Consider the following 25,540-nt stretch of genomic DNA (forward strand, 5'->3'; position numbering starts at 1 on the left):
TTTGTTTACATTGTCATTTTGTTTACATTGTCATTATAGCTTGCTTGTGAATTTGAAAACTATCAACTTTTTCGCGATTTTAAAAATTTATGACAGTTTTTCGTTGATATACGTCACTTTCAGCGGGTTAAGTTTCTATATCAAAATTATTTTCGTCTTGCAAGCAAAAAGATTGTGAGAAATTATGTATTTAAACCTAAGAATTTTCCTTGTTATAAAAGCATTCTGCAAACCGATTGAATAAATTTCACAATATTCTACTGCTTTTTCGTACCTATTGCGGCAGCGATTCGCCGTGTTATACTGAAGAGAAAAACAGATAGGATGGGATCTTGATGAAGAAAAAAATCGTATTGCCACTACCGCCCTTATTGTCGGCATTAGAGCCACAGGATTTTTATTTAGAAGAAGAACTGCTTTTCGAAGGTGCTTTCTTCGAAGGCGGTGACTATAGCTATGATGCTTGCAAAAATCTCATCTTGAAGCAATGTCATTTCAAGAAAGTGACGATGCAAAAAACACGCTTGAGTCAATGGGAATGCCAAAACGTTCTTTTTGAGAATTGCGATTTTTCTAATCTGGAATGTTTTGGCGCCAGCTTTCATCGGGTTCACTTTAAACAGTGCAAATTGACTGGCACCAATTTTGCGGAAAGCTATTTCCGTGACTGCACCTTTGAAGATTGCGTGGCAAACTTTGCTTCTTTTAGCAACACCAATTTACGGACGATGCTGTTTCGTCAGTGCCAACTAAACGACAGTGAGTTTTATGAAATGGATTGGAAACACTTGACGCTACAAGAAAACCAGTTGAACAATAGCAACTGGTTTCACACAAAATTAGCAACTTTAGATTTTCGGATCAATCAATTTCAAAAGATCGCGTTGTCCTTTGAACAATTGCGGGGGCTAACAGTCGATCAAGAACAAGCCTTGGTCATCGCCGCCGGTCTAGGTTTGGTGATCGATTAACGAATTCTGCGCCATAAAGCAATCAACATCCAGATGGATAACACTAAACTGATCAATAAGGCAATCCCCCAACCGAAAATACTATTGGTAAAAGGCAGTGGAACATTCATGCCAAAGAAACTGGTGACGATGGAAGGCACAGTCAACAAGAGGGACCAAACGGTCAAAAACTTCATGGTATCATTCAAGTTATTGTTTAACAGATTATTGTAGGTTCCAGATAGTTGCTCTAAAATTTGAAAAGCCAGCAACGTCATTTCCACTGCCTGTTTGGCTTCGATCAGGGCATCATCCAGCTGTTCCCGCTCGTCATCATCCATCAAGCGATAAATGGATAACGCTTTGATCTGCTCCAAGAGGACCGCATTTTGTTTCGTGGCAGACACTAAAAAGACTAAACCGACTTCCAAATCGGACATTTGCAGCAGGTTTTTATTGGTGGTTTTTTCCCGTAGTCGCTGATTCAAGCGAATCCGTTCACTATTGACTTCTTCGACTAGCGGAAAAAACGTGCCTGAAATCAAGAATAAGCTTTGAAACAAAAAGTGCAGCGGTGTTTGCTGCGGCTTTTGCAGGATCAAGCGCTCCATCATCGGAATCACATAGCGGGTATCATGGGAGGCAAAAGTAAAGATCTGCTTCTTTTTTAAAATAAACGTCATTGGGCTGGTCTCAAAATGATTGTCTCGCTTTTCTTGCTGAGGTACGTTGAAAACCAGCAGCAATGCTTCTTCTTCGGCATCGTATTCGACTCGTGCGCGTTCGTTTTTATCTAGAGAATACGTAAGCATCTCATCCGACAGATGATATTGTTTTTGTAGTGCCATCACGCTTTTTGCGTCTTGCTGGTCGACTTGAATCCATTCATAGTTTCCATCATAAAAGACATGTTTGTTTTCCACAGTCCATCCTCCACTCTTGCTTTCTTCTATTATAAAAGAAAACAGCCAGAAGCCCAATCAAAGGACTTTTCTGGCTGTATCGGCTATTGCTATTTGCGGGCGTCTTTCAAAGCATCTTCCACCATTGTTAAAACGGCCTGTGCCGCTTGCGGGTCTTCGACAAAATTGAATTGATCGCCATCGATCTGGATCTTTGGACTCTCATTGTATTCTTCGTACCATTGATCGTAGCGTTTGTTCAACTCTTTGTAGTAGTCGTATAACGAAGGATCAAAGGTCAACTGCTCATATTCCCGCCCACGTTTTTCAATACGCTCTAGCATCGTTTCAAAAGAAACGCGAATATGCACCAAAAGATCTGGATGCTTTTTGTGGGCTGCATACGGCAGCTCTTCCAACATATTGGCTAACAATTCATCATAGACTTTGACCTCGGTATCGGTTGCTCGCCCAAGGTCCGCATTTAAATGGAACAACAGTGAATCCTCATAAATGGAACGGTCCAAGACGTTATTGTCGTCTTTCATAGCTTGCTTGATACTTTCAAATCGTTTATTTAAGAAATAGATTTGCAGTAAAAACGCATATTTATTTGGATCTGCATAAAATAATGGTAACACTTCATTGTCATCGATCGATTCATAAAAGGCTTGGCTGCCAAAATGATTGGCGATCAATGCGGTCAAACTTGATTTACCGGCACCAATCGTTCCTGCTAATACGATCACGCTCATATCCCCCAACTCACTCATCACTAAATATTGTATTTTGCACTTGCGATATCAACTATACAATACTATATCTTGTGCCGTCAACTGAAACTTTTGAAGCACAGATCAAGAAGTTTTTCAATAAAAGTTTAAAGATTTTTGCTTTTTTTTGAAATCTCATACGGAATGCTTAACGAAAGAGCCTTCTTCTAGTAAAATAGGAAAGGATCTTTAATTAAATTGTGTTTTTGTCAGGAGATAGTTACAATTGACTGACAAACGATAAATGAATCATGTGGGGTAAGCTCCCTAGAGAAATGAGGAAAATAATGTCAATTGGTACTGGCATAGCTACAGGAAAAATCATCTTAATGGGTGAACATTCAGTTGTTTACGGTGAACCAGCAATTGCTTTCCCTTTTGCGGGAGCAAAAGTACAAGTCGAGATCACAGCAAATGAAACAAACACCTTGATTTCAAGTTACTATCACGGTCTACTTGAAGAAGTCCCCAGCCACTTAAAAAATGTCAAAGACTTGCTGCATCGTCTGCAACAAGATTTCCACACGGGTCCTTTTGCAACCTCCATCGTCAGCACCATCCCTTCTGAACGGGGAATGGGTTCTAGCGCGGCGGTCGCTGTTGCACTGACTCGCGCTTTTTTTGATTGGATCAAAAAAGATTTTACAAAAGAAGAATTGATGACCTATGTCAACTTTTCTGAAAAAATCGCTCACGGCAATCCTAGCGGGATCGATGCTGCAGCAGCTAGCGGGACGGATGCCATTTACTTTATCAAAGGACATCCCATCACTTCGTTTCCCCTCACGATCGACGGTTATTTGCTCGTCGCTGATACTGGTATCAAAGGGCAAACGAGAGAAGCTGTCAAAAGTGTCGCCCATCTTTTTGAAACCAGCAAGCAGCTGGCCAGTCAAGCGATCCAGCGTTTAGGGATCGAAACCAAAAGAGCCAAAGAGGCCATCATAGCCAATCAATTAGAAATATTAGGCGAAAGCATGAACAATGCCCATCAGGCACTGCAGCAGTTAGGGGTCAGCAATCAGCAACTGGATCAGTTGGTTTCCTCAGCATTGGCACACGGGGCTTATGGGGCGAAGCTGACCGGCGGGGGCCGAGGCGGCTGTATGATCGCACTAACCAAAACGAAGGAACAGGCTGAAAATATCAGCCGTATTTTATTGTCCGATGGCGCTCGTGCGGCATGGATACAAGGATTAGGAGTTTATGAGCATGTATAAGGGAAAGGCTCGTGCCTACACGAATATCGCATTGATCAAGTATTGGGGAAAACAAGACGAAACCTTCATTTTACCGATGAACAATAGTTTGTCCCTGACCCTCGATGCTTTTTACACAGAAACAACGGTGGCTTTTTCACCCGATTTTACGCAAGATCGCTTTACATTGGATGGCGTGGTGCAAACAGACGCTGCCACAAAAAAAGTTGCGGACTTTTTGGATCTGGTACGAAAAAAAGCGGACTGCCCGTGGTATGCCACGGTGGAAAGTCAAAACTTCGTCCCAACCGCTGCTGGACTTGCCTCTTCTGCCAGCGGATTAGCGGCATTGGCGGGTGCCTGTAGTGAAGCACTGGACTTAAACTTGTCGGAGCAAGAGCTATCCCGTTTGGCCCGTCGCGGTTCTGGTTCGGCTTGTCGGAGTATCTACGGTGGCTTTGCTGAATGGCATCAAGGCACCGATGAGACTTCTTTTGCCACCCAAGTGCCGTCGAATGGCTGGGAAGAAGAATTGAGTATGATCTTTATTTTGATCAACGCACAAGCCAAAGAAGTTTCCAGTCGTGAGGGGATGCGTCGAACCGTTGAAACCTCTAGCTTTTATCCAGGCTGGCTTTCTGCCACTGCGAGCGATCTCGTGAAAATGAAACAAGCGATTGCCGAAAAAGACTTTACTGCTTTAGGTGAAACGACCGAGGCCAACGCCTTGAAAATGCATGGAACGACCTTAGCCGCCGAACCACCTTTTACTTATTGGTCTTCTGAATCTTTGCGAGCCATGGAATGTGTCCGAATGCTGCGAAAAAAAGGATTGGCTTGCTATTTCACGATGGATGCTGGTCCCAATGTCAAAGTTTTATGCCAAAAACAAGAAGAACAAACGATTTTACGTGAATTAAGTGCTCACTTTGCCTCAGAACAATTAGTAACTGCTCATGCGGGCAAAGGATTAGCCTTTTTACCGGTGGAAGAATCTTCCCCTATCAACTAAGAAGCCATTAAGAAGCCATCGATTAGGAGTGTCGAAATGATTGAACTATCCGTTCCTGGAAAACTATTTATTGCTGGTGAATACGCCGTTGTCGAACCTGGTCATCCTGCAATCATCGTTGCCGTTGACCAATTTATCACGGTCACTGTTGAAGAGGCCCGTAAAAACGGCAGCATCCAGTCTGCCCAATACAGCGACCTGCCGATTCGCTGGACGCGTCGCAAAGGCGAATTAGTCTTAGACCACCGGGATAACCCGTTCCACTATATTTTGGCAGCCATTCGTCTGACGGAAAAATATGCCCAAGAAAAAGGCATCCCCCTTTCCTTTTACGATTTAAAAGTGACCAGTGAACTGGATAACTCGAATGGTCGCAAATATGGCCTCGGTTCCAGCGGTGCCGTGACTGTTGCCACGGTCAAAGCATTGAATCTGTACTATCAAATGGAAATGGATCGGTTGACCCAATTCAAAATTGCGGCTCTTGCCCATCTCGCTGTTCAAGGCAATGGGTCGTGCGGTGATATTGCGGCCTCTTGCTATGGCGGCTGGATCGCTTTTTCAACCTTCGATCACGACTGGGTCTTAGCCAAACAAAAAGACCATACCTTAACAGAATTGATCGCTTTCGATTGGCCAGGATTATCGATCCGTCCCTTGACGGTTCCGAAATCTCTTCGACTGCTGATTGGCTGGACAGGCTCTCCTGCCTCCACCTCTGATTTAGTGGATCAAGTCTATCAATCCAAAGAAGAAAAAGAAAACGCCTATGCTGCCTTTTTAGCAGCCAGCAAAGACTGCGTCAATCGATTGATCGACGGCTTCTTAAATGAAGACAGTCGCACGATCAAAAAAATGATCACGGAAAATCGAAAGCTCCTGCGAGAGTTGTCTGCACTAACTGGTGTACCGATTGAAACCCCCGCACTTAAAAAGCTTTGTGATCTAGCAGAAAATTATTGTGGCGCAGCCAAATCTTCTGGTGCCGGCGGTGGCGATTGCGGCATCGTGATCGTTGACCAGAAAACCGGTATTTTACCATTGATGAGTGCGTGGGAAAAAGCCGAGATCACCCCATTGCCGCTGCATGTTTACCATTACCGGGAGGACCTATCATGAATCGAAAAGATGAACATGTTTCCTTAGCAAAAGCGTTTCATAAAGAACACAGCAACGATTTTGATGCAGTTCGCTTGGTCCACCAGTCCTTTCCGCAAATTGACGTGGCTGATGTGGCAATTACGACGACTGTCTTTGACCGCTCATTTTCCAGCCCTTTTTTCATCAATGCCATGACAGGCGGCAGTGAAAAAACCTTAAAAATCAATCAAGAGTTAGCAGAGATCGCGCAAGCCTGTGATTTGATGATGGCAACCGGCTCCGTTTCGGCTGCCTTAAAAGACCCAAGTGTCGCCGATTCTTTCCGCATCGTCCGCAAAGCCAATCCTGACGGCTTCTTATTAGCCAATATTGGTGCGGGCAGTCCCGTTGAAAATGCACAACGGGCAGTAGAACTGTTTGGCGCCGACGCCTTGCAGATCCATCTTAATGCACCACAAGAATTAGTGATGCCCGAAGGCGATCGTCAATTTAGCCAATGGCTGTCCTTATTGGAAAAAACGATTGCTTCCGTTGCCGTTCCGGTTGTCATCAAAGAAGTCGGCTTTGGGATGTCCCGTGAAACGATCCAGCAGTTACTGGCGATCGGCGTACAAACGATTGATGTTGCTGGTAGCGGCGGCACAAGTTTTACGCAAATCGAAAATGCTCGTCGAAAAAAACGTGAATTGGCGTATCTTGATACCTTCGGCCAATCCACCGTGATTTCCTTGCTGGAAGCAAATGAGATCCAACAGCCCTTTACCCGCATCGCTTCAGGCGGCGTTCGGGATGCTTACGATATCTTCAAAGCACTTTGCCTTGGTGCGGATAGCGTAGGACTATCCGCCACGATCCTCGTGCTGCTTTTGTCAAAAGGCAAAGAAGAAACCATCGCCACCTTACAATCATGGAAGGAACAGCTGCAGCTGCTCTACACAATGGCAGGACAGACAAGCACTAAAGACCTCACCAAGGTTCAGCTGATTTTTTCTGGCGCTGTCAAAGAGTGGTGTGAAGCACGTCAAATTCCCTTAGCAAAGTATAGTTTGCGTTGAGAGATCCAATCGCTGACTACCACATCAAATAAGTAAAAGCAGTACAATTCGTTTTTTATTGTGCTGCTTTTTTTGTGTTCTTTTTTCTATAATAGTAAGTTTCCATTTATCATTTGGATAGTAGCGTTATTTAATCGCTACTTGATAATCACTTTCATTATCAGGTACGTTGTTTTTTTACCATCTTGTTTTCGAATGTGCTATGCTCAAGTTGAGGGAGGAACAATCGATTATTTCTTGAGAAAAGGATCGGTTTTTCATTCCTAGACTACATTCAAAAGGAGGCGTTTCTTATGAGTAAATCAGAATCGTCGGCTGTTTTTTCAACGATCGCTTGTTTGCTATTGATGGCAACTGGCTTTCTTATGGCATCTTTTTCCATTCCTTATAGCTTTGTCCCTTATCTGTTAGCGATTCTTGCTGGTGGTTGGAAACAAACCTGGGAAGGCACGCAAGAATTGGTGCACGACAAACGGTTAAACGTCGATCTATTGATGGCATTAGCCGCCATTGGTGCCTGTATCATTGGTCATTGGTTTGAAGGGGCGATGTTGACCTTTATCTTTTGTTTGAGCGGTGCCCTTGAGGAATATACGACCAACAAAAGTACGCGAGAAATTAGTTCATTAATGGCACTGCAACCAACGACTGCCTTAAAAATGATTGAAAGTGGAGAGCTCGTCGAAGTACCAGTGGAAGCCCTTCAGTTAAAAGATACGATTATGGTGGCAAAAGGCAGTGCGATCCCGATCGACGGTATCGTGATCCAAGGAAACAGCAGCGTTGATGAGGCGGCCATCAGTGGCGAATCCATTCCTGTCGAGAAACGTTTGGGCAGTGAAGTATTTGGCGGAACCATCAACCTCGGTCAGCCATTGTACATTGAAGTTACCCAAACGAGTGAAAACACCCGCTTTGCAAAAATCATTCAATTGGTGGAAGAAGCACAGCAAATGCCAAGTCAAACGGCGACCCTGATTGAAAAAATCGAACGGATCTATGTGCCGATCGTCTTGATCGCCGTCCCGCTAATGATCGTTTTGTGTACGTTTTTCACGAATTGGGGGTTCCAAGAAAGCTTTTATCGCGGCATGGTCTTACTGGTGGTGGCATCTCCTTGTGCCTTAGTCGCCTCTGCTACTCCTGCGACCTTAGCAGCCATTTCTCACGCTGCTCGTTTGGGCGTTTTATGCAAAGGCGGACAAGCCTTGGATGCCTTTGCCAATGTCAAAGCGATCGCTTTTGACAAAACCGGAACGCTGACTCGTGGCAAACCTGCTGTCACTGATGTCCATCTGTTGCTGGATGAACCCTTTATTCCCCAACTGATCGTCGGGATGGAAAAACAATCAAATCACCCATTGGCTGAAGCGATCTTGGCGTATTTTCACGATGAAAAGCCATTGGAATTAGCCGTGGAAGAACAAGCGGGGGTCGGTCTAGCCGCCACTTACCAAGCTGCCCATTGGACGATTGGAAAAGAAGTCGATCTAACATCTGTTGCTGCCAATGAGCAAACTCGCATCCACGAATTGAAAGCAGCTGGAAAAACCTTGATTTATATCAATCGTGACCGTGTGTTAGCAGGGTATTTAGCGCTATTGGATCAGCCCCGTCCTGAAGCTCGTGAGAGTCTTGCCTACTTCAATGAGCAGGGGATTCACACGACGATGCTGACGGGTGATCATTTAGGTACTGCTAAAGTGATCGCAGCAGAAATCGGCTTGTCTGACTACGAAAGTGATTGCCTGCCTGATGAGAAAACCACTCGGATCAAAGAAATGAAAGAAACCTACAAAATCAATGCGATGGTCGGTGATGGGATCAATGATGCCCCCGCCTTAGCGACCGCAAGTGTAGGAATCGCGATGGGCGAAGGAACTGACGTCGCAATGGATGTGGCGGACATCGTCTTGATGAAAAATGATTTGCTGCGCTTGGTCGACAGTCACCGTTTGGCTAAAAAATTACAGCGGATCATCAAACAAAACATCGTCTTTTCTATCAGTGTCATCTTGTTGCTGATTGCTTCAAACTTCCTTGAATTTCTCACGCTGCCTCTAGGGGTCGTGGGTCATGAAGGAAGCACGATCTTAGTCATCTTAAACGGGTTGCGTATGCTTTTGCCATTACACAAAGAAACACCCCAGCAAGCCAAACCAACTCGCAAAGATTGTGATGATTGCGTTTTGTATCAACAGTCTTTGCATACGTGATCACTACTTGCATTAGAAAAAACGCCCGTTGTTGGCACTTCACTAGAAGTCCATCAACGGGCGTTTTGCTGTTTTTTCCTATTTATGCGTGATTGGCAAGTTGTTCCGTGTAGAGTTTGCCATCGTACATCTTAAAGAATGGATAATAGCAGAGAATGGAAACCCCTAAGTTGATCAAAGCGATCAGGATGGCTCGGAAATCACCGCCAGTTCCTAAAAACGCCCCAATTCCGACTGGCGAGATCCAGGGAATGCCAGTAATGACTTTATCGACAAAGCCAAATGAGCTAGCAAAGTAAGCAATCGTGACGTTGATCAAAGGGGTTATGATAAAGGGGATGATCAAATACGGATTGTAGACGATCGGTGCCCCGAAGATCACTGGTTCATTGATATTAAAAAGCCCTGGTAAGATCGCTGCTTTTCCTAAGACTTTGAGCTGTTGTGATTTTGCCACAAACAGCATCAATAAAACCAATCCAAGCGTACTGCCTGCGCCGCCCATAAAAATATACATGTTCACGAAATCCCCAGCAAAAATATTATTGGCACCATCGATATTTTCCGTTAGAGCCACCAACAGGATGGGATTGATGAAACTATTTTTAATAACAGCCGTCCCATGAACCCCCACTGCCCATAAGAGATGGATAAGGAGCATAATCACGATGATTCCTAACCAAGAACCCGTCAACTCTTTCACGAATTCAAATGGTTTGGACAGCAATCCGTGAAGATCCGTGTGGAAAACCGCCAGTACCCCGTTGATCGCCACCATCAAAAAGGCGATCAAAATCGCTGGGATCAATGACGCAAATGCTTTGCTGACTCCATCAGGAACCCCTTCAGGCATCTGGATGGTGATCTTTCTTCTTACACAAAAACGATAGACCGACGTAGCAAGCACTGCGGTGATAATCCCAATAAAGATGCCTACCCCGCTAAAGCGTGTGATCCAACCGCCTATGGCGATTCCATTGTAAACAATGGCAGTTTCGCTGTCTGACTGCAGCAATTGAGCTGCCCCATCGGTAATGTCGACTTGGACGATCGTCATTAAAAAGGCAAACAAACTTAATAACGCCCCTACAAAACTGCTCATAGTCAAATGATCTTCTTTATGATAAATCTCAGTTAAATAATACCCTGTTGCTAAACAATAAAAAACAGCAATCGAGCCGACAGACATCGTGGTCACGACACTATAAAGCGGTGAAAATCGTAAAATCGTTTGTTCGAAAAAGCCAGCCAGTGGTGGAATGATCTGCGGTAAATTATTGATGATCAAAAAGATCGATCCGACGATCGTAAAAGGGACCGTAATAATCCCTGCTTGCATGATTGCGCGAATAAAGCGTAAATTCGCCAACTTATTCAAAGGCGGCATCAAACGCGTTTCTAAAAAGGTAAAAACACTTGTCATCGTTACTCCTCCAACGAAGGGATCGCCCCTTCTTCAATCAGCTTTTGATACCAATAAAAGCTGTCTTTTCTCACTCGTTTTTGTTCTTTTTCCTGTGCATCATTGCGATCCACGTAAATAAAACCATACCGTTTTCGAATCCCCTCATGTACACTGATCAAATCAATGGCAGACCACGGACTGTATCCGATCAGATCCACCCCAGCATTGATCGCGGCTAAGCATTGGCTGATATGCTGCGACAAATAATCGATACGGTACGGATCATGAACCGTGCCATCTGCTTCTAGATGATCTTCTGCCCCTAAGCCGTTTTCGGTAATGATGATCGGCAAGTGGTAACGATCATAAAGAGTCTGCAACGTCGTTTTCAGTCCCAAGGGATCGATGGTCCAATTGAAGGCATTTTTCTTCAAGAACGTATTGGTGAACCCTTTGTAAAAACCACGTTCCATAATGTCTTCACTTTGCTGATCGCTGATGCCGTTTTTCATGTCCCCAGCTTCCGTCGGCTGCTCCACTGTCACCGTGGTGTAGAAGTTCATCGCGACAAAGTCAGGCAAAGCCCGTTTCATCAACGCCTCATCCTCCGGACCAAAGTCAATCGTGAGCCCGTTTTGGTTCAAATAATCTTGAAAGACCGTGTTGTAACGACCGAAGCAGGCAAAATCAAGGTAAGCCCAGTTCCGGACACTGTTGAAGTACAACGCTGATTGGTTGTCTTCTGGTCGACTAGTCGCCGCATAGACCAACGAAATATTTGGCACCGGTCCGATTTTGCCATTTGGAACGATTTCATGACACGCTTCGAAGGCATATTTTTCAGCGATCATCAGGTGATGAAATTGCTGGTATTTTTCTGATAATGGAATCTTTTTCCCTAATATTTTTTGATCCACCAGCAGCATGATATTTGGTTCATTGATCGTCAGCCAGTGCGTCACTCGATCCCCATAGGCCGTAAACAGCGTTTTGGCATATGCGGCAAATGCCTCAACGGTGCTGCGTTTTGTCCAGCCGCCTTCGTCTTCCAATGCTTGCGGCAAGTCAAAATGGTTCAACGTCACAAAGGGCTGAATCCCGTGTTTCAGCAATTCATCAATGAGATCGCTGTAATGATCCAATCCTTTTTGATTGACGGTACCGCGCCCTTCTGGAAAAATTCGCGACCAAGCGATCGAAAAGCGGAAAATTTTGATCCCCATTTCTGCTAACAAGGCGATATCCTCTTTGTACTGGTGGTAATGGTCGACAGCCACTGTAAAATCTGCGATCTCATGGTTGTCTCTTGGACGAGTATCTTGGACACTCAGCCCCTTACCGTCGGTTTGATACGCCCCTTCTGTTTGGTGCGCGGAAATCGATGCTCCCCACAAAAAATCGGTTGGAAATGTTTGTTTCATATCGTACTCCTTATCCTAAATAAGATGCGTTTGACATCTTAGAATTATTGCTTGCATAGCAAAGACAATATTCTGAATTATCTCTTATTTTTCGCGGTAACGCAAAAAATAACTCCTGTCAAGTAAGACCCTCTTGAAGAGCTGCTACTTAGACACAAAAAAAGCAAAGTCCAGTTTCCTAGACTTTGCTTATGATTTAGAAGTAGCAGCTTATTTTTTCTCTGCTTTGTCTTCGTTCAATAGTGCTTTTCTTGAAAGGTTCACACGACCTTGTTTGTCGATTTCTGTAACCTTCACTAAGATTTCGTCGCCTTCTTTGACAACGTCTTCCACTTTGTTGACCCGTTCGTTCGCAAGTTGTGAAATATGAACTAAGCCGTCTTTGCCTTTGATCAAGTTGACAAACGCACCGAATTTTTCAATACGGACAACTTTCCCAAGGTACACTTCGCCAACTTTTACTTCTTTCGTCAATTCTTCAATGATCTTGATGGCTTTTTGGATCATTTCTGCATCAGCAGAAGCAATCGAAACTTTTCCGTCTTGATCGATATCGATTTTCACGCCAGTTTCATCAATGATGCCATTGATGGTGTCGCCGCCTTTACCGATTACATCTTTGATCTTCGCAGGATCGATTTGGATCATTTCGATCTTCGGTGCGTATTGGCTTAACTCTTCACGAGGAGCAGCCAATGTTGATGTCAATTCATTTAAGATTTCCATCCGTGCTTTTTTCGCTTGATCTAATGCTTCTGTCAAGATTTGTTCAGTGATTCCTTGGATCTTGATATCCATTTGTAACGCAGTGATCCCATCTTTGGTTCCAGCAACTTTAAAGTCCATATCGCCAAGGTGATCTTCTAAGCCTTGGATATCCGTTAAGATCGTGTAGTTTTCACCATCAGATACAAGTCCCATTGCGATACCTGCAACTGGTGCTTTGATTGGCACCCCTGCATCCATCAATGCTAAGGTTCCTGCACAAATACTTGCTTGAGAAGAAGAACCATTTGATTCTAATACTTCTGCAACAAGACGGATTGTGTAAGGGAAGTCTGTTTCATCAGGAATCACTTGTGCTAAGGCACGTTCGCCTAATGCACCATGACCGATTTCACGACGCCCTGGTGAGCCAGCACGACCAGTCGAACCAACAGAAAATTGAGGGAAGTTGTAATGGTGGATGAATCGTTTTGATTCTTCAACCCCTAATCCATCAATGATTTGGTGTTCACCTAAAGGTGCCAACGTACAAGCAGACAATGCTTGAGTTTGTCCCCGAGTAAATAGACCAGAACCATGAACACGTGGCAATAAGCCAACTTCTGATGCCAATGGACGGATTTCGTCTAATTGACGGCCATCCGGACGAATCTTGTCGATGGTGATCAATTCGCGTACCACATCTTTTTCAAGATCTTCTGCGATTTGTTTCACTTCTTTCAAGAATTGTGCTTCCTCTTCATGTCCAGCAAATTTTTCTGCATACACTTCTTTCACTGTGTCTTTGACTTTATCGATCTCGTCTTCACGAGCCAATTTTTCTTCCGTCATAACAGCAGTTTTCATTGTTTGGTAGTAGCCGTCGAAAATTTCTTTTTTCAAGTCAGCATCTACTCGTAACAATTTGACTTCCATTTTTGGTTTGCCCACAGCTGCGACAACTTCTTCTTGGAAGGCAACCAATTCTTTGATAGCATCAAAACCGAATAATAACGCACCTAACATGTCTTCTTCAGAAACTTCTTTCGCTCCTGATTCAACCATGTTGATGGCTTTTTTCGTTCCAGCTACTGTCAATTCGATATCGGTTTGTTCTGCTTGTTCTACTGTTGGATTCAAGACGTATTCGCCATTGACCCGACCGACATCGACACCAGCGATCGGTCCGTCAAACGGGATATCTGAAATAGATAACGCTAAAGAAGAACCTAACATTGCCGCCATTGCTGGCGTACAATCTTGTTCAACACTCATTACGATGTTTGTAACTTGTACTTCGTTACGGAAGCCTTCCGCAAACATTGGACGGATCGGACGGTCGATCAAACGGGCAGTCAAGGTTGCTTCCGTACTTGGACGTCCTTCACGTTTGATAAAGCCACCAGGTACTTTCCCTACGGCATACATTTTTTCTTCGTAATTGATCGTTAATGGGAAAAAGTCGGTATCTTTTGCTTCCTTAGATGCAACCGCTGCACTTAGGACAACCGTGTCGCCATAACGAACCAATACAGCTCCGTTTGCTTGCTTGGCTAATTGGCCAACTTCTACTTCTAATGGGCGGCCGCCCCAAGTTGTTTTGAATACTTGTTTTTCTGTCATGTTCTGCTCCTTTTCATCGGATCCCAGCAAGTCACTACTAAACAAATGAAAAAATCGGAATGTCGTTCCGCTGCTTTCATTTGGTTAGTAGGATGCTGCTTACAAGGACCCAAAATTCTTTTTGGCTGCGCTTTTTGATTCACCAGTCAAAAGGCCGCTATTTCGGTGTTTCACTTTTTAGATGGCTCGAGCTTACCTGTCAGACTGCATCAGCTGTTTTAGCCGACAATGCAGTCGCAGTGATTCCGCAGCTTGGTTACTACGCTCGCTGCTCTCGCCTAGTAGGTTTCATCATCTGCTCTGTGCGGCTTGCACCACTCAGTCGCAGTGATTCATAGCAAAAAAGTGAGATTCGGGTTGAACCTCACTTTTCTTTGTTTGATTAACGACGTAATCCTAAAGCTTGGATTAATTCGCGGTAACGTTGTACGTCTTTTTGACGTAGGTAAGCTAATAAGTTACGACGATGTCCAACTTTTTTCATCAACCCACGGTATGAATGGTGGTCTTTTTTGTGCATACGTGCATGTTCGTTCAAATGGTTGATTTCTTCTGTTAAAACAGCGATTTGAACTTCTGGAGAACCAGTATCTCCTTCATGACGTGCAAATTTGTTGATGATTTCGTTTTTGCGTTCTTTTGAAATTGCCATGTTTTTCACCTCTTTTTCTTTTTCCCCTGCGACTGAGTAAAACGTTGGTGATTCGTTAAACCAAGTAACAGGTACTGTGCTTTTCACACGTAATTACTTTACTTGATTCTAACTAAAAAAGCAAGTTTATCTACCTATTCTTTTTGTTTCTTTTGAAAGCTCCTCCAAAACTTATGTTATACTTAGGATACTACTCTATCTAAAGGAAGTGTAAGGATGAGCGTTCTTTCCCGAATCGAGAGCATGAAAAATGAATTATCGCTTTCTGAGAAGAAACTCTTCGCATTCATGGAGGCCAATCCTGAAAAAGTGCCGTCGATGACTGCGAGTCAATTAGCAGAAGCCACTGGGATCAGTGCACCAACCGTTGTCCGTTTTGCAAAAAAAACCGGCTTTGCTAGTTTGACAGATTTAAAAATACAATTATCTGCCGAATCCGGCTTGCGCCACAATGCCAATGAGCATTTAGGTTATGCCGATGTTGAATTAAACGAGCCCTTTCATGCCATCACCTCAAAATTGAGCCACAATGCCCAGGTGACCATGAATGAGACGGCTCAATTATTAGAAGAACAGCTGATGTTGGCTGCCGCTGAACTGATCGCGACTCGTGAACGCATTTTTGTCTGCGGAATCGGTGCTTCCTCATTGATCGCACAAGATATCCAACAAAAATGGACTCGTTTAGGCAAGATCGTCGTGTTTGAAAATGACTACAATCTCTTGTTGCCGCAACTTGTCAAAAACGAAAAAAAAAGTCTGGTCTGGGTCATTTCCAACAGTGGACACACGCCTGAGATGGTTCACTTAGCCGAAATCGCTAAAAATCTTGGCGTTCCGATCCTGTCACTCACCCGCTTTGGCAGCAATCCGTTGACGAAGTTGGCGGATGTTCCCCTGCAAGTGTCCCGTTCCAAAGAAGCCAACCAGCGGAGTGCCGCTACCAATTCAATCATCGCCCACCTATTGGCGGTCGATGTCCTTTTCTATGTCTTTTTAAGTAAAAATGAAAAGTTGGCACGAAATATCTATGCGTCACGCCAAGCCATCGCTGATTTTCGTGAGAAGTATTTGTAAAATGTTCATACCCAAAAGAAATCCGCAGGAACATGTTCCTGCGGTATTTTTGCTTCTAATCGGACACTTTGATCAATCAATGGCATTTTTAGCAGCTACTTCTGCCAACCAAAAACTGGATGCTTTGGGATAACGCTCGAAGTTATTCTTCAAATCTACTCGATAAAAACCATAGCGGTTTTTATAAGCGTTCAACCAGCTCCAGCAATCCATAAAGGTCCACATATGGTAGCCGAAACAAGGTGACCCATCTTCGATCGCGCGATGCAGCTGACGCAAATGGTCTTCAACAAAGGTAATCCGGTACGTATCATTGACCTGTCCCGTGGCGTCCATGAACCGTTCTTCCTCTGACACCCCCATGCCATTTTCGGAAATAAACCATGGCATGTTTTGATAGTCATTCTTCAGACGCATCGCAATATCGTAGATCCCTTCTGGATAGATTTCCCAGCCACGATGAGGATTGATTTTTTTCTCTGGCCAATCGTACCCACGAAACAACTGACGCGGCTCAAAGGGATGGGATGCTGCATTCTGCGGAAGGGGCGCTTGGATCCGCAACGGTTGATAATAATTGCAACCGATAAAATCTACGGTATTTTCACGAAAAATTTCCGCATCTGCTGCCTCATATTCAGGGGTCAATTGATGCTCCTTGAACAAGCTCGTTAGTTTTTCAGGAAATTGTCCATAAACGACACAGTCCAAAAAACTGCGAATATACAAGAGATCCGCCCATTCAGCGGCTTCTCGATCAGCCGCTTCTTGGCTTTTTGGATAAACAGGTGACAAATTCAAGATGATACAGATTTCTCCATCAGGAAGTGCGAGTTTACGAAACTCAGCAACCGCCTTCGCATGAGCTAGCAAAGTATGATAACCCACTTGGATCGCCCGCTTGAAATCACGCACTTGCGGCCAATGAGCATCTCCGTAATACCCACATTCAATATGCACCAATGGTTCATTAAAGGTCGCCCATTTTTTCACTAAATCGCCGAATTGTTCAAAAGCAGTTTTTGCATAAAATGCAAAATGGTCAACGGATTCCCTGGCTTCCCAGCCTCCTTTCTCCATCAGCCACCAAGGCATGTCAAAATGAAACAAATTAATGATCGGTTCGATGCCTTGATCCAGCATTTCCTGAAAATATGCCCGATAAAACTTTACTGCCGTCTGATTCAATGTTTTTCCGTCTGGTAATAAGCGGGTCCATGCAATCGATGTCCGATAGGAATTTAAGTTCATGGCCTTCATGTTTGCCACGTCTTCACGGTATTGATAGTAGGTATTTGAAGTGTCGCTTGGTCCGACACCATCGTAAAAGCGTGACGGCTCTAACTCAAACCATTGGTCCCATGTAGAGGGACTTTTGCCGTCAACAGCCGCAGCCCCCTCGGTTTGCGGTGCTGACGCGGCCGCTCCCCATAAAAAGTTTTTTGGAAAGTGAATCATTCTTTTGCTCCTTTCTGAGTTACCTGCCACGTACGGTCAGGGTTGGATCGTTGAAACAAAAATCGATACTGCTGACCTGCTGTTTCGACTTCCAGACAAAACGATGCAGTATCTTTCAAAGAAATTGCCAGCTGCTGCAATGATGTTTCACCGATCACGAGTTGAAAAGTTGCTTGTCCTTGACTAGGCACCCATACTTTTTGAAAGCCGCATAAGACTTTTTTCCTCGGCACATATGCTTTTGTATACTCTTTTAGATAGCATTGGACCACTTCTTTACCAGACACAGTAGAATGATTTTCAAGTGTGCCACTGACGATAATGCCTTCCCCTGCACATTCAGCCGAAACCGCGCTGCAAATAAAAGAGGCATAACTAAGACCATAACCAAAAGAATATACTGGTGCGCCGTTTTGATCGAGGTAGTCTTTTTGAAACGCTGTGTTGCGATAATTATAACAGACAGGCAGCTGTCCAACCGTATCAGGAATAGAAACTGCTAATTTCCCACTAGGTACCGTTTCGCCAAAAAGAATCCGAGCAATCGCTTCCCCTCCATATTGGCCGGGATAGCCAGCGTAAAGCAGCCCATCGAATACTTCTTTCAACGGAGCTAAGCAATGCGGTCGTCCAGAAATCACGATTCCAATCAGCGGTTTTTTCCTCTTCTTCAACGCAAACAGTAAATCCAACTGGCATTGCGGCAAATCGAGGGTAGCTAAGTCGATGTTTTCTCCGCTGGTCATTTCCTGAGATCCCCTTAAGGCGGCGCCGTTCTTGTCAAAATCCGTTGTGAAATCACGGGCACTGGAGCCACCAATCGTCACTAAGATGACATCAGCGTCTTCTGCGATCTGACAAGCCCGCCGTCGTTGCGCCGTTGTTCCATTGGCGATTTCGCAGCCTTTTTCGTAGGCGAAATCCACTTGATGCGTATTTAATTTGGTCAACCCTTCCCAAAGAGTCATACACATTGCTTCCTCCTTAAATGGGGTATAATCCCCCAGCTGATGATACAGCTGTTTAACGTGAGGACCAATGACAGCAATTTTTTGGCGCGTTTTCTTCAAAGGCAAAATGCCATTGTTTTCTAGTAAGACGACGGATTCTTCTGCTAATTTTAAGGAAGCTTGTCGGGCCTTTTCTTTGTCTGGCAATGAAACGTGGGGCGTTGCTTCTTTAAACAAGCCAAGTTTTTCTTTCAAAAGAAGCACACGCCGGACCGCCTCGTCGATAACCGTTTCCGCAATCAATCCGTCAAGGACAGCTTCTTCCAATACAGGGAAAACTTCGTCCCATAAACTAACATCTACACCGCTGGTCAAGGATTTGGCGGCTGCTTGCGAGCGACTTCCCAGCCAGTCAGCAATCCGATCCAACCCACACCCATCAGCCATAACGATTCCCGCAAAGCCACTTTCTTCTCTTAAAACATCTTGCAGCAAATACGCATTGGCATGGCAAGGAACGCCATCTAGATCATTGTATGCAGCCATACACCCCAAAGCCCCAGCAGCAATCCCCGCTTTCATTGGTGGCAGATGAATTTCACGGAATTCCCGATCACCGATCGCCACTGGTCCTGCATTGTGCCCCCCCATTCCTGCACCTTGGGCAGCAAAATGCTTCAACACCGCTAAAACGTTCTGTTTTTCTATCGTTGTTTTTGATCCTTGCAATCCTCTGACGGCCGCTTTGGTAAAGCTGCTGGTTAAAAATGGATCTTCACTGAAACATTCTTCAGTTCGTCCCCAACGCGGATCTCTAGCAATGTCCAATGCGGAAACTAAGCCGACATGGGCCCCTTTTGCTCGAATCTCTTGAGCAGTGATAGTTTGGGCCGCTTGATACAGGTCGGGATTCCAACTAGAACCGACACTAAAATTGACCGGAAATGTCGTGGCTTCCAAACCTTGGTGCCCGTGGGGACACTCTTCACTGAGAAAGGCTGGAATCCCCAACCGAGTGTGCTCCTGCAAATAAGTTTGAATCATAAGGGATAGCTCATAGGACTCCGCGGTCGTCAGGCCAGTTTGCTGATTTCTACCTGACCAAGGATCAGCCCGAAACACGCCGTAGATCCAGCCAAGACTGCCAAAACGAGCTACTTCTTTTTTAAAGGTTTCAGTCAACATAATTTTTCCGTTAGTTTTTTCATAGACTTCCCAACCATACAGACGCTGATTCAGCTGGCCGATTTTTTCTTTCAACGTCATTTGCCGTAAAAGTGTCTCAATCATATGCTTCTCCATTTCTATTTAGTCTTCTAAATAAAGCATGATGGTCTGGATTTCAAATGGCTGGAAATGGATTGTGATGCTTTGGGCATCCAGCGGCTCGATCGGCAGTTCAGTGACGGTTTCTTCCAAAAGATTCGTTAAAACCGCTTTTTTGATTCTTTTTTGGCAACGCAATTGACAGGCGGTGGTTTGATTATGATATTCATACAACCGCACGATCAGTGCCTCTTCATCTTCGGCTTTTTTCACCGTATCCAGCAAGACATTCTTTTGATCGACTGCTAGAAAAGCTTCTGCTGATAGTTGCGGCACACCTGGAACGGTTAGAACGGGAACATTCAATGCCAAAGCTTCTTCCATCGTTTGCGCGTCTTGCCAAGTCCCTTCGTGGGCGTACAAGGAGTAGGTAAACTCATGAAAGCCTTGATCCGCTTCTGGATACGGATCGATCGGCGATTTGATCAAAGAAAGCCCGATCTTTTGATAATCCGTATTGAACCCATATTTCGAATCTGTCAAAATACTAACCCCATAATTTCCTTCTGAGAGATCAACCCATTTTTGACCACAGCTCTCAAAACGTGCTTGGTCCCATGTCGTGTTTTGATGCACAGGTCGTTTTACCTGCCCAAACTGAATATCAAATGTCGCTTCCAATGTGTTGACATCAATCGGCAGCAATGCCTTCAGCAGCAATTGATGCTGCTGCCAATCAACCGCTGTTTCAAAATCGATTCTTCCGGTGCCATGATAAAAATGTAGCCATTGGGTAATAAAAGAATCTTCAAACTGACGTTTGATTTTCAAGGTATCACGAATCTCACCTTGCTCAACGACCTCAGCTGAGAGAACTTGCTTCACAGGATAAGGCTTCTTCTGGTAATAAATATCAATATCCCACGCATCATAATCCATCGGCAGATCTTCATAAGCCACTAACTGATTCAACCGCTCGCCTTTTGGTACGATCTCTCGTTGATGCCGTTTGTCAATTAAAGAGATGATGTCAAAGTGTTCGTCAAAAATCACTTTAAAATCCGCCGTTTCAAATGATTCCTCCAGCCGCATTGCCACTTGCTTTGATTGAGGCACAGCTGAGACAGGGGTCAATGTTTTGCAGCTCAAGCCAGCCATGGCGGGAATTTTGACTAAGAGCCGGTCATCATGGGTCCGCTGAGTCGAGTAAGCTTCTTTGACCCCTGTTTGATCGTCTAAATAGACCAGACCCGTCCGCGCTTGTCCCAGCGGGTTAAAGACATGCCATGAAGTAGCTTTGGGTGGTTGTGTTTCTGGAAGCAAAGCGTGGATCAGCTCGCAGCCTTTATCAAAGAGCTGCCGATACTCTTGATCCGTCTGATCATAGACTTCTTTGATCGAGCTTCCCGGCAGAATATCGTGGAATTGATTGAACAGCAGCTGTTTCCAAAGTTGTTCTAATTCAGCTTGTGGATAGCGATTCATCCCACAGATACTATAAAGTTTTTCGATCGTCTGTAAGAAGAATTCTCCATGACGATTGGCCTTTTTGTTTTTTCCGATGGAAGTCAGGGTCCCGCGATGGTATTCAAAGTACAATTCGCCGTACCAGACCGGTCCTGGTTTTTCAGCAAAAGAATTTGCCAGTCGATCAAAAAAGCCCCCCACATGATTGCCAGTAATCGTCGGCATATCTGGCAATGTCTTTTGCAGCCGTTTTTGAACTTCCAACATCTCTTTCGTCGGACCTCCGCCACCGTCACCATACCCATAGGCAATCAAAATTTCGTCGTGCTGATCTTTTTGCTGATAACGTTCAAAACTCCCCTTGATCGTATAAGGATCTAGCAATCCATTATACGTCGTATAATAATCTCTTGGACTGTATCCTTCACTGATGGTTGTAATAAAATGCGTCAAAACGCGGCTTCCATCAATTCCTTGCCAATAGAAGGAATCATATGGAATTTGATTAAACTGGTTCCATGACAGCTTCGTCGTCATAAAGTATGGCGTATTTGTTTTGCGTAAAATTTGCGGCAAGGCGGCTGAATAACCGAAGACATCCGGTAGCCATAAGATGCGGCTATCGACTTGAAATTCCTCTTTCATAAACCGTTTGCCATAAAGGATCTGACGAACCAGTGATTCTCCTGAAGTCAAATTGCAATCGGCTTCCACCCACATCGCCCCGTCAACTTCCCATCTTCCTTCTCGAACTTTTTCTTTGATTGCAGCGTAAAGTTCAGGATAATGGGTTTTCATGGAGAGATACAGTTGTGGTTGGCTTTGAAAAAACGTGTAATCTGGATACTCCTCCATCAATTTCAAGACCGTCTGGAAACTGCGCTCGCCTTTTTCAATTGCTTGCTGCGCCGTCCAAAGCCACGCCAGATCGATGTGGGTATGGCCGACAGCCGTCACCTTTTGTTTTGGTGTATGCGCTGGTAGGTAACACGATGAAAGCAGCTGCTTTGCTTTTGTGAGACTTTCATAGAATGCCGTTGAGTAGGGGGTACGAAAATCCAAGACATTGGCGACTTGACCAAGGACTTGTTGATAAAATGCTTCGTCACCGCCAAACGCACGAATGGCACGCCAACTATCAAACAGCGTATAAAAATCATACCAGACATCATTAACTGCAGGATCCAACGCCAATAAATTGACCTGCAGCGGGAATGGTTTTTCGGATCGGCCGGAGAACAAATCGATCTTCAGTTTGACTTCTTTTTGTAGAAATTGTTTTGTCAATGTAATTTCTCGATGATTGACATCGATGGCTTGGACATAGGTATCGTCCAAATAGATTTTTATTTGGGGATTGGTGGTATTGTCCCACTCTGAAAGGCTTGAGTACACTTGCAGGACACAAAGATTTTCCACCCAGTCAGCGGGAACTTGAAGGCTACCTTGCAATTGGTAATAGGAATTTTTTCCTCCAAAATAGGTCCCTTGCTCATACGGTACCCAAGTCTCTCGTTTTAAAAAAAGTGGGGCTACCGGTTGCTGATGGCGTACGCGGTATTGTTTTAATTTGTATAAAATTTTTCGAATGCGTTCAAACTCATAAGGCTGCATAACTCTCATTTTTCTTTGGACTCCTCTAGCAGATTTTTGAAAAAAACGGGTTGAGATTGATCGTCTCGGCCCGTTTTCCACTTATCACTTTATTTAGTTTGCTTTCCAACGGTCATAAGCCGCTTGGTAGACTTCGACGTATTCGTCAATGCCCATTGCTTCGATCGTTTTCACATAGTCGTCCCAATTATCTAACGGTTCGACACCTGTGATAAACTTGGCTTCCATTTGTTCTACATAAGTTGTCAAATCAGTGGCAGTTGCTGCTACCTTATCGTTTTCTTCAATCGTTAAATACAGTAGCGGAAATGGTACTTCAGCGATGTCTTCCATCTTCTCAGCTGTTTCTTTGGCAACCCAATCGTTGAAACGAGTATCCGGTTCTTCATTCGCCGTTTTACGGATATGGTATTCGCCGGTTGTATCGATAACAAGGTTTGGCGTTGTCAATCCGTATGCTGGTGTGATCTTGCCACGTTCGTCTTCGGTATTGTTAGTATCGATACCGTCTGCATAGACACGAACTTTTTCACCGTCCGCATTTTCTTGGTACTCCCATAAAAACCCTTCTGGTCCTTGTTCGATATATTTTGAGCCTTCTTCTGAATAGAAGTAATCCACCCAGCGCATAGAAGCTTCTGGAGAAGGATTGACATTGGTCAAAGCAAAGGTCCCTCGTGAAATTCTTGGACTACCGGGAATCTTAGCTTCTGGAGCCCATTCAGAAGTCACTGGTTGGAACATTGGATCATTCATAGCCTCTTCCTCACTGCGACCAGTAGTAAAGAAGCTGAAATAGTCGGCAAAAAGCCCAAGTTGATTGTTTTCACCCTTCGCTTTTTTCTGTTCATCTGACTGTCCATAAACTTCTTTATCCAGCAAGCCTTCATCGTACAATGTATTCATATATTCCAAGAATGCTTTGTAGTTTTCTGAAGTCGGTGTGTAGGAGACCACATCATCATCCACTTGGATGCCGCGGGTCCGTAAGCCAAAGGCAGCCATCAACCAAACTCTTGTCGAGTTCATATCAACATCCGTCAATGGGATCTCGTCTGCTTGACCATTGCCGTTAGGGTCTTCGTTTTTAAAACGTGTCAGAAGCTCTTGCAATTCGTCTGTGGTTTTTGGCAGTTCAGATACACCTAAATTATCGAGCCACGTGCCGTTGTACCACATCGGACCTTGCCACCAAATCGATGTCGCATTCCGTGAGATCATCGGCAGAGAGTAGATGTGCCCATCCGGCGTTGTGATCGACTTCAAGATTGAGGGATCTTCTTGCGTCAGTGCATACAGGTTTGGCATGATTTCCGGCGTGATATACTCCTCTAAGGGAAGCAAGATCCCTTGTGAACCGTAATCGATCTCCATCGAAGCAGTCAATGCTTGCGAACCAGCACCGTAAACGATATCCGGTAAATCTCCAGAAGCAAAGGCTAAGTTCAGTTTCGTACTAAAGTCAGCGGATGGCGGTGTCGTATAGGTCAGTTTGATGCCAGTTTTTTCCTGATAATCCTGTAATGTCGGCATGTCTTCCCATTCCGCCAACCCTACACCAGGTGCCATGATATTCAGTGTCAGTTCTTCCCCTTCTTTGATGATCGGAAACTGACTGTCATGATTGATGGCCACTTCTTTCTTTTCCCCAGTACCTTCATCTGAAGAATTACCGCACGCACCTAAGACGAGCATACTGCACAAAGCAACACCTGCTATTCCTAAAAGTTTCTTTTTTACTCTCATTTTCTTCCTCCTTTAAGTTTTTTATCCTTTAATTGAACCAACCATCATGCCCTTGACAAAATACTTTTGTAAGAACGGATAGACGATAATTACCGGTAATGAAGAAACGATCATGACACCGTACTTGATGACTTGAGCAAGTTGTTGTTTGCTATATAGCATATTCGCCATTTCTGAAGTCACATTATTGACGGTATTTGATGACATATCTTGAAGAATCAATATTTCTCTTAAAATCATTTGTAACGGATACATTGATCGATCAGAAAGATAGATCAATGCGCTAAAAAAGCTGTTCCAATGTCCGACGCCATAGAACAAAGCCATTACCGCAATGATCGGCGTTGATAGTGGTAAAACGATCTGCATGAATAGCCGAAAATCAGAACAACCATCCACAATTGCTGCTTCTTCCATCTCCCGTGGAATCGTGGATTGAAAAAATGTTCGCGTGACAACAACATTGTAAACCGAGACGGCTCCTGGAATCACTAGTGCCCAGACAGTATTCAGCATGCCTAAGCTGCGAATCAACAAGTAGCTGGGAATCAAGCCACCGGACAAGAACATGGTGACCAGCATAAAATTAGTGAAGGCGCGTCGCCCATAAAAATCCTCTCGTGATAAGGCGTAGGCGCAAGGTAAGGTCACTAAGAGATTGATCGATGTCCCTAAAACCGTATAATAAATCGTGTTCAAATAGCCACGCCAGATACTGCTATTGCCTAGTAGTGTTCGATAGCCTTCAAAGGTGATCCCTTTTGGCAAAAGCCACATTTCACCAGAGTTTACCAGATGCGGATTTGAGATTGAAGCACTGATGATATAAATCAGTGGATACAAAACGATCAGCAAAGAAATTGCTAAAAACACATAAACAAAGATCAAAAAGATTTTATCAGCACGGGTATCTTTTATTAAAGACGTTGTTTTCACTTTTGGTCCTCC

The 25,540-nt window shown here is 44.3% G+C and carries 18 protein-coding genes; 7 read left to right on the plus strand and 11 right to left on the minus strand.

What is annotated here, in order from left to right:
* The first annotated feature begins 335 nt into the window (after positions 1-335).
* Entirely contained in the window at positions 336-971 is a 636-nt protein-coding gene (locus IGJ44_RS14415) for a pentapeptide repeat-containing protein (protein WP_167827398.1), read from the plus strand.
* On the opposite strand, the gene IGJ44_RS14420 is transcribed toward IGJ44_RS14415, so the two are convergent.
* Both IGJ44_RS14420 and IGJ44_RS14425 read right to left on the minus strand, forming a co-directional pair.
* Positions 968-1,873: a magnesium transporter CorA family protein gene (locus IGJ44_RS14420; RefSeq protein ID WP_060791518.1), complete on the minus strand. Its 906-nt coding sequence runs from the start codon at positions 1,871-1,873 to the stop codon at positions 968-970. The genes IGJ44_RS14415 and IGJ44_RS14420 overlap by 4 nt on opposite strands.
* 89 nt (positions 1,874-1,962) lie before the next feature.
* Entirely contained in the window at positions 1,963-2,607 is a 645-nt protein-coding gene (locus IGJ44_RS14425; RefSeq protein WP_010749130.1) for a deoxynucleoside kinase, read from the minus strand.
* Between the two features lie 305 nt (positions 2,608-2,912).
* On the opposite strand from IGJ44_RS14425, the gene mvk reads away from it, so the two are divergent.
* The 5 genes from mvk to IGJ44_RS14450 all read left to right on the plus strand — a co-directional run bounded on the left by mvk (position 2,913) and on the right by IGJ44_RS14450 (position 9,208).
* Positions 2,913-3,845 carry a mevalonate kinase gene (mvk, locus tag IGJ44_RS14430; RefSeq protein WP_015510390.1) on the plus strand — a complete coding sequence of 311 codons (933 nt, stop codon included), beginning with the start codon at positions 2,913-2,915 and terminating at the stop codon, positions 3,843-3,845.
* Positions 3,838-4,836, plus strand: a complete 999-nt coding sequence (mvaD, locus tag IGJ44_RS14435; protein ID WP_060791519.1) for a diphosphomevalonate decarboxylase — start codon at positions 3,838-3,840, stop codon at positions 4,834-4,836. Before mvk ends, mvaD begins: the two co-directional genes overlap by 8 nt.
* A 36-nt stretch (positions 4,837-4,872) precedes the next feature.
* On the plus strand, positions 4,873-5,955 hold the full coding sequence (locus IGJ44_RS14440; protein ID WP_016609860.1) for a phosphomevalonate kinase: 1,083 nt from the start codon (positions 4,873-4,875) through the stop codon (positions 5,953-5,955).
* Positions 5,952-6,992 carry a type 2 isopentenyl-diphosphate Delta-isomerase gene (gene fni, locus IGJ44_RS14445; protein WP_060791520.1) on the plus strand — a complete coding sequence of 347 codons (1,041 nt, stop codon included), beginning with the start codon at positions 5,952-5,954 and terminating at the stop codon, positions 6,990-6,992. The genes IGJ44_RS14440 and fni overlap by 4 nt, the downstream gene beginning before the upstream one ends.
* 293 nt (positions 6,993-7,285) lie before the next feature.
* Positions 7,286-9,208, plus strand: coding sequence for a heavy metal translocating P-type ATPase (locus tag IGJ44_RS14450; protein ID WP_060791521.1), 1,923 nt, complete (start codon positions 7,286-7,288; stop codon positions 9,206-9,208).
* An 82-nt stretch (positions 9,209-9,290) separates the two neighbouring features.
* Here the strand turns inward: IGJ44_RS14450 and celB are convergent, their stop codons facing one another.
* The 4 genes from celB to rpsO form a co-directional block, all read right to left on the minus strand.
* The gene (gene celB, locus IGJ44_RS14455) at positions 9,291-10,631 is read right to left on the minus strand and encodes a PTS cellobiose transporter subunit IIC (protein ID WP_060791522.1); all 1,341 of its coding nucleotides are present in this window, start codon (positions 10,629-10,631) and stop codon (positions 9,291-9,293) included.
* A gap of 2 nt (positions 10,632-10,633) precedes the next feature.
* Positions 10,634-12,034 carry a glycoside hydrolase family 1 protein gene (locus IGJ44_RS14460; protein ID WP_060791523.1) on the minus strand — a complete coding sequence of 467 codons (1,401 nt, stop codon included), beginning with the start codon at positions 12,032-12,034 and terminating at the stop codon, positions 10,634-10,636.
* Positions 12,035-12,244: 210 nt separating this feature from the next.
* Positions 12,245-14,362: a polyribonucleotide nucleotidyltransferase gene (gene pnp / locus IGJ44_RS14465; RefSeq protein WP_167827396.1), complete on the minus strand. Its 2,118-nt coding sequence runs from the start codon at positions 14,360-14,362 to the stop codon at positions 12,245-12,247.
* A 382-nt stretch (positions 14,363-14,744) separates the two neighbouring features.
* Complete coding sequence (gene rpsO, locus IGJ44_RS14470; RefSeq protein ID WP_005228072.1) at positions 14,745-15,014, minus strand: 30S ribosomal protein S15; 270 nt, start codon at positions 15,012-15,014, stop codon at positions 14,745-14,747.
* A 216-nt stretch (positions 15,015-15,230) separates the two neighbouring features.
* Between rpsO and IGJ44_RS14475 the strand changes: the two genes are divergently transcribed.
* The gene (locus IGJ44_RS14475; RefSeq protein WP_005228070.1) at positions 15,231-16,091 is read left to right on the plus strand and encodes a MurR/RpiR family transcriptional regulator; all 861 of its coding nucleotides are present in this window, start codon (positions 15,231-15,233) and stop codon (positions 16,089-16,091) included.
* A 72-nt stretch (positions 16,092-16,163) separates the two neighbouring features.
* Here the strand turns inward: IGJ44_RS14475 and IGJ44_RS14480 are convergent, their stop codons facing one another.
* The 5 genes from IGJ44_RS14480 to IGJ44_RS14500 all read right to left on the minus strand — a co-directional run bounded on the left by IGJ44_RS14480 (position 16,164) and on the right by IGJ44_RS14500 (position 25,528).
* A complete protein-coding gene (locus tag IGJ44_RS14480) occupies positions 16,164-17,549 on the minus strand; it encodes a glycoside hydrolase family 1 protein (RefSeq protein ID WP_167827395.1) in 1,386 nt (461 codons plus the stop codon).
* Positions 17,546-19,801: a glycoside hydrolase family 3 N-terminal domain-containing protein gene (locus IGJ44_RS14485; RefSeq protein WP_074536706.1), complete on the minus strand. Its 2,256-nt coding sequence runs from the start codon at positions 19,799-19,801 to the stop codon at positions 17,546-17,548. The genes IGJ44_RS14480 and IGJ44_RS14485 overlap by 4 nt, the downstream gene beginning before the upstream one ends.
* Positions 19,802-19,807: 6 nt before the next feature.
* The gene (locus tag IGJ44_RS14490; RefSeq protein ID WP_074536705.1) at positions 19,808-22,855 is read right to left on the minus strand and encodes an alpha-mannosidase; all 3,048 of its coding nucleotides are present in this window, start codon (positions 22,853-22,855) and stop codon (positions 19,808-19,810) included.
* Positions 22,856-22,939: 84 nt separating this feature from the next.
* The gene (locus IGJ44_RS14495) at positions 22,940-24,592 is read right to left on the minus strand and encodes an extracellular solute-binding protein (protein ID WP_015510400.1); all 1,653 of its coding nucleotides are present in this window, start codon (positions 24,590-24,592) and stop codon (positions 22,940-22,942) included.
* A 21-nt stretch (positions 24,593-24,613) separates the two neighbouring features.
* Positions 24,614-25,528, minus strand: coding sequence for a carbohydrate ABC transporter permease (locus tag IGJ44_RS14500; protein WP_015510401.1), 915 nt, complete (start codon positions 25,526-25,528; stop codon positions 24,614-24,616).
* Between the last annotated feature and the right edge of the window lie 12 nt (positions 25,529-25,540).

This window comes from Enterococcus sp. DIV1368d (assembly GCF_050542975.1).
GTDB lineage: Bacteria > Bacillota > Bacilli > Lactobacillales > Enterococcaceae > Enterococcus_D > Enterococcus_D casseliflavus.

Excerpts from the sequence above, each read along its gene's own strand:
- IGJ44_RS14415 (WP_167827398.1), top strand. The coding sequence starts at position 336 with ATGAAGAAAAAAATCGTATTGCCACTACCGCCCTTATTGTCGGCATTA.
- IGJ44_RS14425 (WP_010749130.1), bottom strand. The coding sequence starts at position 2,607 with ATGAGCGTGATCGTATTAGCAGGAACGATTGGTGCCGGTAAATCAAGT.
- mvk (WP_015510390.1), top strand. The coding sequence starts at position 2,913 with ATGTCAATTGGTACTGGCATAGCTACAGGAAAAATCATCTTAATGGGT.
- mvaD (WP_060791519.1), top strand. The coding sequence starts at position 3,838 with ATGTATAAGGGAAAGGCTCGTGCCTACACGAATATCGCATTGATCAAG.
- IGJ44_RS14440 (WP_016609860.1), top strand. The coding sequence starts at position 4,873 with ATGATTGAACTATCCGTTCCTGGAAAACTATTTATTGCTGGTGAATAC.
- fni (WP_060791520.1), top strand. The coding sequence starts at position 5,952 with ATGAATCGAAAAGATGAACATGTTTCCTTAGCAAAAGCGTTTCATAAA.
- IGJ44_RS14450 (WP_060791521.1), top strand. The coding sequence starts at position 7,286 with ATGAGTAAATCAGAATCGTCGGCTGTTTTTTCAACGATCGCTTGTTTG.
- celB (WP_060791522.1), bottom strand. The coding sequence starts at position 10,631 with ATGACAAGTGTTTTTACCTTTTTAGAAACGCGTTTGATGCCGCCTTTG.
- IGJ44_RS14460 (WP_060791523.1), bottom strand. The coding sequence starts at position 12,034 with ATGAAACAAACATTTCCAACCGATTTTTTGTGGGGAGCATCGATTTCC.
- pnp (WP_167827396.1), bottom strand. The coding sequence starts at position 14,362 with ATGACAGAAAAACAAGTATTCAAAACAACTTGGGGCGGCCGCCCATTA.
- rpsO (WP_005228072.1), bottom strand. The coding sequence starts at position 15,014 with ATGGCAATTTCAAAAGAACGCAAAAACGAAATCATCAACAAATTTGCA.
- IGJ44_RS14475 (WP_005228070.1), top strand. The coding sequence starts at position 15,231 with ATGAGCGTTCTTTCCCGAATCGAGAGCATGAAAAATGAATTATCGCTT.
- IGJ44_RS14480 (WP_167827395.1), bottom strand. The coding sequence starts at position 17,549 with ATGATTCACTTTCCAAAAAACTTTTTATGGGGAGCGGCCGCGTCAGCA.
- IGJ44_RS14485 (WP_074536706.1), bottom strand. The coding sequence starts at position 19,801 with ATGGAGAAGCATATGATTGAGACACTTTTACGGCAAATGACGTTGAAA.
- IGJ44_RS14490 (WP_074536705.1), bottom strand. The coding sequence starts at position 22,855 with ATGAGAGTTATGCAGCCTTATGAGTTTGAACGCATTCGAAAAATTTTA.
- IGJ44_RS14495 (WP_015510400.1), bottom strand. The coding sequence starts at position 24,592 with ATGAGAGTAAAAAAGAAACTTTTAGGAATAGCAGGTGTTGCTTTGTGC.